This window comes from bacterium, from assembly GCA_016702305.1.
GTDB lineage: Bacteria > Electryoneota > RPQS01 > RPQS01 > RPQS01 > JABWCQ01.
Genome location: JADJEH010000001.1, coordinates 74401 through 84870, shown reverse-complemented (window position 1 = coordinate 84870; position 10470 = coordinate 74401). Strand labels below are relative to the sequence as shown.

The 10470-nt window shown below is 59.6% G+C and carries 6 protein-coding genes; 4 read left to right on the top strand and 2 right to left on the bottom strand.

Features of this window, described 5'->3' with window-relative positions:
- Window position 1 precedes the first annotated feature (1 nt).
- From IPH10_00325 to IPH10_00315, 3 genes are read left to right on the top strand one after another with little or no spacing between them, the layout of a single operon-like run.
- Window positions 2–2530, top strand: coding sequence for a carboxypeptidase regulatory-like domain-containing protein (locus IPH10_00325; GenBank protein MBK6909374.1), 2529 nt, complete (start codon window positions 2–4; stop codon window positions 2528–2530).
- Window positions 2531–2563: 33 nt separating this feature from the next.
- Entirely contained in the window at window positions 2564–5308 is a 2745-nt protein-coding gene (locus IPH10_00320) for a S8 family serine peptidase (protein MBK6909373.1), read from the top strand.
- Between the two features lie 34 nt (window positions 5309–5342).
- Window positions 5343–7094, top strand: coding sequence for a M3 family oligoendopeptidase (locus tag IPH10_00315; protein ID MBK6909372.1), 1752 nt, complete (start codon window positions 5343–5345; stop codon window positions 7092–7094).
- Window positions 7095–7233: 139 nt separating this feature from the next.
- Here IPH10_00315 and IPH10_00310 read toward each other — a convergent pair whose 3' ends face one another.
- Both IPH10_00310 and IPH10_00305 read right to left on the bottom strand, forming a co-directional pair.
- Window positions 7234–8205 (bottom strand): NAD(P)-dependent oxidoreductase, encoded by a 972-nt coding sequence (locus IPH10_00310; GenBank protein MBK6909371.1) that lies wholly within the window; start codon window positions 8203–8205, stop codon window positions 7234–7236.
- 12 nt (window positions 8206–8217) lie between these two features.
- Complete coding sequence (locus tag IPH10_00305) at window positions 8218–8958, bottom strand: hypothetical protein (GenBank protein ID MBK6909370.1); 741 nt, start codon at window positions 8956–8958, stop codon at window positions 8218–8220.
- A 183-nt stretch (window positions 8959–9141) separates the two neighbouring features.
- Between IPH10_00305 and IPH10_00300 the strand changes: the two genes are divergently transcribed.
- Complete coding sequence (locus tag IPH10_00300; protein MBK6909369.1) at window positions 9142–10413, top strand: class I SAM-dependent RNA methyltransferase; 1272 nt, start codon at window positions 9142–9144, stop codon at window positions 10411–10413.
- Window positions 10414–10470: the final 57 nt, after the last annotated feature.

The following is a 10470-nucleotide window of genomic DNA, read 5'->3' as shown; positions in this document are numbered from 1 at the left end:
GATGTTACGGTTCAGGATCATGTTGGCGCTGGCGCTGGCAGGCTTATCAGGAATCCAGTCCATGTCGCAGGCGCGGCCCGTATTGAAGAATATGTTGAATTCCAGACTGGCGGAGATCGAAATCACGTCGCCGCTCGACGCGCAGATAATTCAGGACGCGGGCGGTATTTTTGATCACTACAAGGGCCCGAAGGCCCATGTTTATCTGTTACCGGAGGATTTTGAGGCGTTGCGTGCGCGGGGGTTCGTGATGGCTTGGCTGCCGGAAGTGCGCGAGGAGCACGGCGCACTGGATCAGTATCACGAAAACGCGCAGATACAAGCGGACTTCAATAGCTATACGACAGCGTATGGCAACTTGTTTTCCTACCAGAGCATTGCCACGACGCCCGGCGGACGGCCGATGCTGATGGCGAAGATTTCGGACAATGTGGGAACGGACGAAGCGGAAATTGAAGTGAAGTACATCGGAGCGATGCACGGCGACGAGCTGACCGGGCTTGAGAATTGCATGAAGCTGATAGATACTCTTTTGACGGGTTACGGCACCGATCCGGTGCTGACAGAGCTCGTCGAGGATTACGAAATCTATATCATGCCGCTGATGAATCCCGACGGCCGCGACGTGGGCACGCTTGGTCAGCGGTGGAACTCGCAGGGTATAGATTTGAACCGCGATTTCCCGGACCGGGTGTGGGATTCCGTCAACACGGTGGCCGGCCGCGCGCCGGAGACAGCGGCGGTGATGAATTTTACGGCGACTCGCAATTTTGTGCTTTCGGCGAATTTTCACGGCGGCGCGATGGTAGCCAATTATCCGTGGGACAGCAACTACAACGGTACGGACACGTTCTCCCCCACTCCGGAGAATGCGCTGTTTTATCATCTGGCGTACGTCTACTCTTCGCATAGCGACGCGCTGTTCAACAGTCCGGAGTTTCCGCCGGACGGCACGAGCAACGGCGCGGATTGGTATCATGTATCGGGCGGGATGCAGGACTGGAATTACGTGTGGATGGGCGACAAGGAGGTTACGTTTGAAATCTCTAACACGAAATCCGGTCCGGAGAGTGCGCTTGACAGTCTGTGGAACGACAATCGCGAGAGCATGATCCAGTACCTGCTCGAGGCGCGTGAAGGCGTGCGCGGTTTTGTGACGGACGCGGAATCCGGTGGGCCGGTGCGGGCGAACATCATGCTGGCGAACATTCCGTATTTGACCTACAGCACGGCGCTGCACGGCGATTATTTTCGCATGCTGCGTCCCGGGACGTATGCCTTGACGTTCAGCGCGCCAGGCTATGTCAGTCAAGTGGTGAACAACATCGTCGTGGTGGACGGCACGCCGACGCTGTTGGACGTTCAGTTGACGCCGCTGCCGCGTCCGGAGATTACGGTGACACCGAATGCCTTGACGCAGGCTGTGCCGCTGTGTGGCACTTACGATGTGGATCTGACGATCGGCAACACAGGTGAGCTGGCGTTGAGCTGGAGCTCGGCAGAGGTTCCGTTCAGCACGAGTCACTATGGTGCGCCGATCGGGGGCGGACGTTGGAGTGACAGCAATGCGCCGGGCGGCCCGGCCGTTAGTTGGGTGGATATCAGCACGATTGGAACGGCGATTACATTTGCTTCGGACGATCAGAACCTGGGGCCATTTGCTTTGGGCTTCACGTTTCCGTTCTTCGGTCAGACTTACTCGCAGATCCGCGTGGCGGCGAACGGCTGGTTGTCGTTCACGTCCACGGCAACCGGCGCGACGTCATACACCAATTTGCAGTTGCCGAATAACACAGCGCCGGAAAATCTGCTGGCTTGCTGGTGGGATGACCTAAGTCCGCAGCGCGCGGGAACGAATGTGCGCCGCTGGACCAACAACACGGATAGCTGCGTGATTTCCTTCCAGAATGTGCAAAGTTTCAGCGGCGGCGGCGTATACAATTTCGAAGTGATATTGACTGCCGACGGCCGGATCGTGTATCAATATGGCAATATGGGCGCTGCGCGTCTGGAATCGGCGACAATCGGCTGGCAGAACAGCGACCGCACCAACGGCGGCACCGTGATTTTCAACGGGGCGTACATGGCGAGCAATATGGCTGTGTCGTACTGTCCCACGTCGGCCCTGCAGACGATTCCCGTTTCCGGCACCGTGGCCATCGGCGAGCAGTCCGTCGTGACGCTGCGGCTGTCATCGTGCTGTGTTCCGACAGGTCCGACAGTGGCGACGCTGCGATTGACATCGAATGACCCGGTGCACGGGACAGTGGACGTACCGGTGACCATTGACGCGGGCGGTTTGCTGCCTCCGGTCGCTGTGGACGATTTGACGATTACACCGGTGGGCGCGGATGTGGTCCTGCGCTGGTCTCCGGCGGACAACGCAACATTCTACTCGGTGTGGAGCGGCACGGAGTGGCCGCCTACGCTGCTGAATTGCGCGCAGCTTGGCACGACGACGACGACGGAGTACACGGTCGCGGCCACGCAAGGCGGTCCGCAGTACTTCATCATCATATCAGAGCAATAGCGGACACCAACAACCCTTTTGACGAGGCAATCAATGAGAAGCATGCTGTGGACAGTACTCGTGTGGGGCGCCTTTGTTTGCGCGGCGCGTGCGGCGGAGGTATCGCCGAATTTCGAATGGCAACTTAATCAGGCGCGGGCGGGCGAGTTCGTGTCCGGCATTGTGATCCTTGAGAGTCCGTTGGACGTACGCGCGCTGGACGCGGCCTTGCACGCCAAAGGCGCGGGGCGAGTAGAACGGTACGAGCAGGTATACCATGCACTGCGGGAAAACGCGCGGCAGACGCAGCCAAAATTTGAAGCCGAGCTGAAGCGTGCGCAAGCGCAGGGGCAGGTCGCCGGTTACACGGCATATTGGATCGAGAATCTGTTCGTCATTTATGCGACGCCGGAGTTTTTTAACGCATTGAAGGATCGCGGCGACATCAAAGCGCTGTCGGAGAACTTCGAAGCGGTGTTGATCGAACCGATTCGCGGCGACAACGGCGGCGGCGCGGAGCAAGATGAGACGCGCCGTCCGGTGCGCAATCCTCTGGATGAGCAGACGACGCCGGGTCAGGATGCGATCGGCGCGACGCGAGTCAACCGTGAGATGGGTATCACCGGTCAAGGCGTGCTGGTGGCCAATCTGGACACTGGTGTGGACGGAAATCACCCGGCGCTGGCGGCGCGGTGGCGCGGATTGACTTCGCCACCGGCTGCGGCATGGCTTGACGTGCTGGGCGGCGGCACGAACTTCCCCGAAGACAACAATTCGCACGGTACGCACGTAATGGGCACGATCTGCGGCCGCGAGATTTCGAACGGCGATACGAACACGGTCGGCAGCGCTCCCGATGCGGAGTGGATCGCGTGCAATGCGATTGATCAGGGCGTAAGCAACGACTTCAATAACGATGTCATCAACGCGTTTCAGTGGTTCGCCAATCCCGACGGTGATTCAGCGACGCTTACCGACGTGCCGGATATCGTGCAGAACAGTTGGGGCGTCAATCAGAATTTCCCGGGCTATTCGCAGTGCTTTGATTTTTGGAACACGGCGATTGTGAATCTTGAGGCGCTTGGTTGCGTGGTGACCTTCAGCGCGGGCAATGAAGGTCCCGCGGCCGGTACGCACCGCAGCCCGGCGATTCACGCCCTGAGCGAGGTGCAGTTCTTTTCGGTCGGCGCGGCCGACGTTGCCGCGGGCGACTCGCCGCCGTACGCAATTGCCAGCTTCTCGAGTCGCGGACCAAGCCCCTGTGCCGGGACATTCATCAAGCCTGAGATCGTTGCACCGGGTGTAAATGTCTACTCGTCCGTCCCGGGCGGCGGATACAACGGAACATTCAGCGGCACTTCGATGGCTGGACCGCACGTCGCCGGCATCGTGGCATTGATGCGGCAGGCCTGCCCCGACTGTGATCCGGTGACCATCAAGGAAGCGCTGATCAACACGGCGATTGACAGTGGCTACGGCTCCACGGGCGATGACAATACGTGGGGGTATGGGTTCATTGACGGCTATGCGGCGGTGAACGCCGTTTACAATCTGGGTATGATCGCGGGCAATGTGACCGCAGGGGGCACCCCTGTGGTCGGCGTGGAAGCGCGGATCGTCGAAACTGGCCGCACGGCAATGACTTCAGCTACGGGCGACTACTTGCTGCGATCAAGCGAAGGAACGTTCACGGTAGTGTTCAGCAAGTTCGGCTATATCACGCAGGTGATCAACAACGTAGCGGTTATTATGGGCGACACACTCGTGCTCGACGTGGAACTGACGTCGGCTCCAACGGCGACGGTCTCGGGTCATGTGTTTGACGCGAGTGGCGCGACGCTTGCGGACATTCCGGTTTCCGTGTTAAATGCGCCCGTAGCTCCGGTCACCAGCGATGGCGATGGATTCTATTCGCTGCTGCTGCCAACGGGCAATGAGTACGAGCTGCGCGCGCTGGGTACACGTGGTGCGAGTGACGCGTCCGTTTTGTTGACCGCCGATGCGACGGTTGATTTCTACATGCCGACGGAGCTTTTCTGTTTTGATTTTGAAGGCGCCGATCACGGCTGGACTGCGGGTGCGCCGGGCGACAACGCCTCCTCGGGGCAGTGGGGCCGGATGGATCCCGAAGAGACGGTGAATAGCGGCTCGGTTGTTCAGCCCGGTGACGATCACACGCTGGCGGGTGTGAACTGTTTTGTCACAAACGGGATCGCCGGATCATCGGCGGGCAGCAACGACGTGGATGGCGGCCGGACGACGCTGTTGTCGCCGGTGTGGGACTTGAGTTCCGAACAAGGCGTGGTCGCCGAAATGTATGTATGGTACAGCAATGATCTTGGCAACAACCCCGGCGAAGATTTCTTGGACATTGACGCGTCTGCCGACGGCGGCGCAACGTGGACGCCAATGCTTCACGAGCTGACTGACTGGGAAGAGTGGCGGCGGCTGATTTTTGTCATTGGCGACTACGTTCCGTTGACAAGCCAGGTGCAGATTCGCGTGATTGCGCAGGATCAAGGCTCCGGATCGCTTGTGGAGGCCGCGGTAGACGATGTGTGCATTTTAGCATCTGGCATACTGCCGCCTGAGGAGCTGACCGCAGTAATGACGGACACGGGTGTGCAGCTCCATTGGCAGCCGGCCACCGGCGCGTCGAGCTATACGGTGTGGCGCGGCATGGAGTTCCCGGCGACACCGCTTAACTCGATGATTCTGTCCACGGTTACCGACACGGGTTACCTGGATACGACCTCCCTCGATTCGGTCGGATTTTATTTTGTAACGGCAAATCGCTGAACGCAGCGTCACTCAGCAGGAGATGGAAGTCGGAATGGTACAGACTGAGAATCGCGTGGGCGAATTGCGCCGACCCGCGCCGGAATTTCCACGGCGCTATTTACCGGCGGCATTGACGTTACAGACTTGGGATGATGTTGAACCGTTTTTTCGCGAACTTGAAGGGCGACTGCTTTCCTGCGCGGCGGACTTGGAGGCGTGGATTCAGGACGAAAGTGAATTGTCGGCCTTTCTCGGCGAAGAGAGTTCGCGGCGCTACATTGGCATGACGTGCGCCACGGACGATGAATCGGCCGAGCGAGCGTACATGTATTTCATTGAAGAGATCATGCCGCGCAAGAAGGCTGCGTCCGATCGCCTGAATCGCAAACTTGTCGGCAGTGATTTTGCGGCGAGTCTACCTCCGAGATACGAGGTGTTCATGCGGTCGTGCCGGAACGCCGTGGAACTGTTTCGCGAGGAGAATGTGCCGATTGAAACGGAGATTGAACGGCTTTCGCAGCAGTATCAGAAGCTGTTTGGGGCGATGAGCGTGATGTGGCGCGGCGCCGAGATTACGATTCCGCGCGCGCTGGCGCTGTTAGAAGAGCCGGACCGCGCGGTGCGGGAAGAGGCGTACCGGTTGGTGGCGGAGCGGCGGCTGCAAGACCGAGATGAGCTGGAAGATATTTTTGACGAGATGGTGGCCAAGCGCCACCAGATCGCCCTGAACGCGGGCTTCGAGAATTTCCGCGACTATATGTTTCGCGCGTTGGAGCGTTTTGACTACACTCCGGCCGATTGCCAGGCCTATCACGATGCGGTGGCCGCACAAGTTGTGCCCGTCGTGCGCGAAGCGGCGCAACGGCGACGCTTGGCGCTCAACGTCGAAACGCTGCGGCCATGGGACATGGAATGTGATCCTTACGGGCGTCCTCCGTTACGCCCGTTCGGGACCGCTGATGAACTGATCAAGAGCTGCTCGCGGGTTTTTCATCGTGTGGACGGTGAACTTGGCGGTCAGTTTGACAAGATGCACGACTTGGGCCTTCTCGACCTGTCAAGCCGCAAGGGAAAAGCGCCGGGCGGTTATCAGACCGACTTGGCCGAAGCGCGCGTTCCTTTCATTTTCATGAACGCGGTGGGCACAAACGACGACGTATTCACGCTGCTGCATGAAGGCGGTCACGCGTTTCACTCGTTCGCGGCCTCGGATGCGTTCCTCTATTCATACCGCAGCGCTCCGATGGAGTTTAGCGAAGTGGCCTCGATGAGCATGGAGCTTCTGGCGATGCCCGCTCTCGACGAATTCTATGGTGCGGCCGATCAGGCGCGCACGATCCGTACGGAGCTTGAGGGCAAGCTCGGGCTTCTGGCGTGGATTGCCACGATTGACGCGTTTCAGCATTGGATCTACACGCATCCGCAGCACACGCGCGATGAACGGCGCGCCTATTGGCGTTCGTTGGTAGAGCGTTTTGGCGCGGGCGCCGATCACGGCGGCCATGAAGAAGCCCGTGACTATCGCTGGCACGCGCAACTGCATCTGTTTGAAGTGCCGTTCTACTACATTGAATACGGCATTGCGCAATTGGGTGCGCTGCAAATGTGGAGCAAGTCGCGCAAGCATCCGGCGGAAGCGCTGCGCGGTTACAAGAGCGGCTTGGCGCTGGGCGGATCGCGTCCGTTGCCGAAGCTATTTTCTGCGGCGGGTATTCACTTCGATTTCTCAGCGGAGATGATCGCTCCGCTGATGCAGGAAGTGCGTGACGTCATGGTGGAACAGAGCAGGCTTGAGCAAAAATAGGAATATCTTTGACGGCCACCCGGGTCTCAAGTGTGGTGAAATTGGTTTTGCTGAAGTAGCCGATTTTCCGCCGCCATCATGACAATGAAAAGCCCACTCGTGAAAGTGGGCTTTTTGCATTTTCGTTAGACGGGATCAGCTATGCCGCCTGGATGCCGCTCCACCAGCCGATGTAGCCGCGCAGACCTTCTAATAGCGGGACTCCGGGTTTGAATCCCAACTGTTCGAGGCGCGTCGTGGCGAGCCATTGCCGTTGGGGCAGATGCGGCTGCGGTTCGGCGCGATGGAACAGGCGCGGGAGTTCCAGCAAATCGCACAGTTGCACATTGAGTTCTTCCAATGAGTGCGTGGTGCCTGAACCCACGTTGTAGACGCCGCAGGCGGTTTGTGCCAGCAGGAGTTTGACGGCCTCCACGAAATCGCCTGCGTGCAGGAGATCGCGCAACGCATGCGGGTCCAGCGGCACATGGTTGTCGGTGCCTTGCGGCCCCAGCAGATTCATGATCAGGTCATGCACAGGGTTGTTGCGCACGGCAGGGCCATAGACGGACGACGTGCGGCAGATGATCAGCTTCAACTGGTGCGTCGCGGAGAAATCCTGCGCGATTTGCTCGGCCATGTGATAGTAGCGCCCCGTGAGCGTTGCCGGCATAAGCGGCTGCTCTTCTTGCGCGGGCGAGCCGCACTCGCCGTAGACGTCGGCCGACGACAACAGCAACAGCCGCGCATCGGGCGCAAACCTCCGCGTCGCGTCGCAGACGGAAACGACACGACTGACGACGCGATTGAATACTTCGAGGGGCCGCCAGTTATTGCGGCCGTGGCCCGGTTCGGGCGGTGCATAGAGGATAACGTCAGGCTGCAACTGCTGCAATTGCTCTGCGAAGCGCAGATCGGCCAGCGGCTGTTCAATGACATTGAATGAGCGGCGGGCGGCGAGAATCGTCTCGGGGGAAACGGCCTGCACTGCAACGGCGGTTCCACCGTCGCGCAGCGCGTGCGCCAGATAGTAGGCGAGCGAATTTTCGGCGCCGATTACAAGCACGCTGCGCGGCGTTAGGGGCGATACGGGTGCTGCTTGCAGCGGACGATTAGCTCGAAATGTAATCATGTCGGAAAAGAGTTAGGCTTCGCTCTGGTACCAGTATTGATGTGTGCCGGATTCGGTGGGCTGACTGTCGCGCGGCATGCTTTGCCAGACATCGAGAGCCTCGCGCCACGTAAATGCGGAACCGTTGAATTTTTCGAAGATCGTACGCACACGATCAAGGTCCTGCAATGTGGCCACGGACCAAGGTGCGTCGGCCAGATTGGTCTCGCACGCGAATGTAGCGGTCGTGAATTGTTCGGGGCGTCGCAAGAGATAGCCTTCGACGTGCTGGCGGGATCCGGGGTGGCTGTCTTCTTGCCAAGCGACGCGCAGCGTCTCGATGCGGATGGCGTCAACCTCCAGACCCTGCGGGAAAGTCGGCAATGGGAAGCGATTGGTGCACCAATCCGCAGCCGGATCGTCCAAAAGACGTTTGACCGCCTCGTCAATGAGATCGGGATCAAGCAGGGGGCAATGCGATCGCAGCGGCACAACGATTTCCGCGCCGTAGGCAATAGCGGTACGATAGACACGGTCGAGGAGATCGTACTCGGCACCTCTAAAGCAGTAGATTCCGTTGCTCGTGCAGACGGCTTCGATGGCGTCATCGTTCTTATTGTCGGGCAGGGCCACGACAAGCCCGGAGAGGCGCTTGGCGCGTCCGGCGCGGGCAAGAACCTCCAGCAGCATCGGTTTGCCGACGAGGTCGCGGAGCACTTTGCCGGGCAAGCGCTCAGATCCCCGTCGGGCTACCACAATTCCCAGAATTTTCATAACTTATCGGTTGTCAAACCGTAACAGAAAGTGACCGTATCCGTGCCCAAACAACCAGCCCCGGACTCTAACCCTCCAGAAGAACGGCAAGAATCGCTCCAGCCCGACTTTAAACCTGAAAGTGCTGCGACAACCCGGATAGCCGGGGACGTTACGGCACTGTCGAGCGATGGCCGTGGAATCGTGAAGGCACGGGAACAGATATTCTTTGCGGAACGCGTGGTGCCGGGGGACCGCGTGGCCTTCATACCGGATCTGACGGCCAAACCTCCCGCAGCGCGCGAGGTCAAGATTCTGCGCAAGTCGCCGGAGCGTTGGAACCACCCCTGTCCGCATGCCAAAACTTGTCCGGCTTCCGAGTGGGGCATCGTCGTCTACGAGGCACAGGTCCGGGAAAAGACCGGACTCGTCCGACGCGTGCTGCGCGGAGTGGTTGAGCCGGAGTTGGTCGCGGAAATGTGGCCCAGTCCACAGCCGTGGGGCTATCGCAATCGGCTGACGCTGAATGTGCTGCCGACGGCGCGAGGCAGTATGGAATTCGGGTACGCATTGGCGGCGCGGGAAGCCCGGATCGTCCCGATCAAGGACTGCCTATTAGCCGACGAGGAGATTCGGGTGGCCTTGCGCGGGATATTCGCGGAGGTACGAGACCTCAAGACCGTACGGCCCGAGATTGTGCCGAACCGGCTTACGCTCTACCGCGCCGAAACCGGAGCGGCAGCACTGGCGATCTATACCAGCCGCGTGTCAGAGTCCGATGTCTTGGAATTTCTTGAGCTTGCCGATGAGTGGCCGTTGGACGGAGGGATATGGGCGGCGACTGGGACAAAGTCTGGCTTAGTGGAGAGCCGAGGCACGTTTTGGAGAGAAGAGGAGAGCAGTTCCATTCACGTTGGATGGTTGGGCCACCCTATCGCGGTCCATCCGGCTGGTTTTTCGCAGGCAAACCAGTCTTCTGCGGATTTGGTCCTGCGGGAATTGGCGGCCTTTCGCGACTCGTGGCGACCCAAAACGGTGTGGGACCTGTATGGAGGCTACGGGGCGCTAGGCTTTGCAGCCGTACCGGACGGCGCAGCATTAGAAGTGGTTGAGCAGAGTGGATTTTCGGAAAGTGCCTTTGCCGCGCTGTCCGCCCTGCGGCCGGGGGCAGTGGCACGCTTTCACCAAGGGGAAGTGGCCCGACTGCTGGGCAAGATGGCCCGGCACATGACCGCCGACGATCTGGTCATTCTTGATCCACCGCGCAGCGGCTGTCACCCGGACGTACTGGGGCATCTGAATGCCTCCGGCGCCCGGCGGATCGTGTACCTCTCGTGCAATCCGGCGCGGCTGGCGCGGGACTTGAGGATTCTGCAGGAACATGGCTGGGCCGCGAAGTCGGTGCAGCCGGTGGACTTCTTTCCGCAGACGCCTGAAATTGAAGTGCTGGCCGTCATCGAGCGCGGCTTGGGTTGAAAATGTGACCCGAAGAGACTATTTTGGACTTGGGGCGAGGCGGGTTCACGTAACGAC

Excerpts from the sequence above, each read along its gene's own strand:
- IPH10_00310 (MBK6909371.1), bottom strand. The coding sequence starts at position 8,205 with ATGATTACATTTCGAGCTAATCGTCCGCTGCAAGCAGCACCCGTATCG.
- IPH10_00320 (MBK6909373.1), top strand. The coding sequence starts at position 2,564 with ATGAGAAGCATGCTGTGGACAGTACTCGTGTGGGGCGCCTTTGTTTGC.
- IPH10_00315 (MBK6909372.1), top strand. The coding sequence starts at position 5,343 with ATGGTACAGACTGAGAATCGCGTGGGCGAATTGCGCCGACCCGCGCCG.
- IPH10_00305 (MBK6909370.1), bottom strand. The coding sequence starts at position 8,958 with ATGAAAATTCTGGGAATTGTGGTAGCCCGACGGGGATCTGAGCGCTTG.
- IPH10_00325 (MBK6909374.1), top strand. The coding sequence starts at position 2 with ATGTTACGGTTCAGGATCATGTTGGCGCTGGCGCTGGCAGGCTTATCA.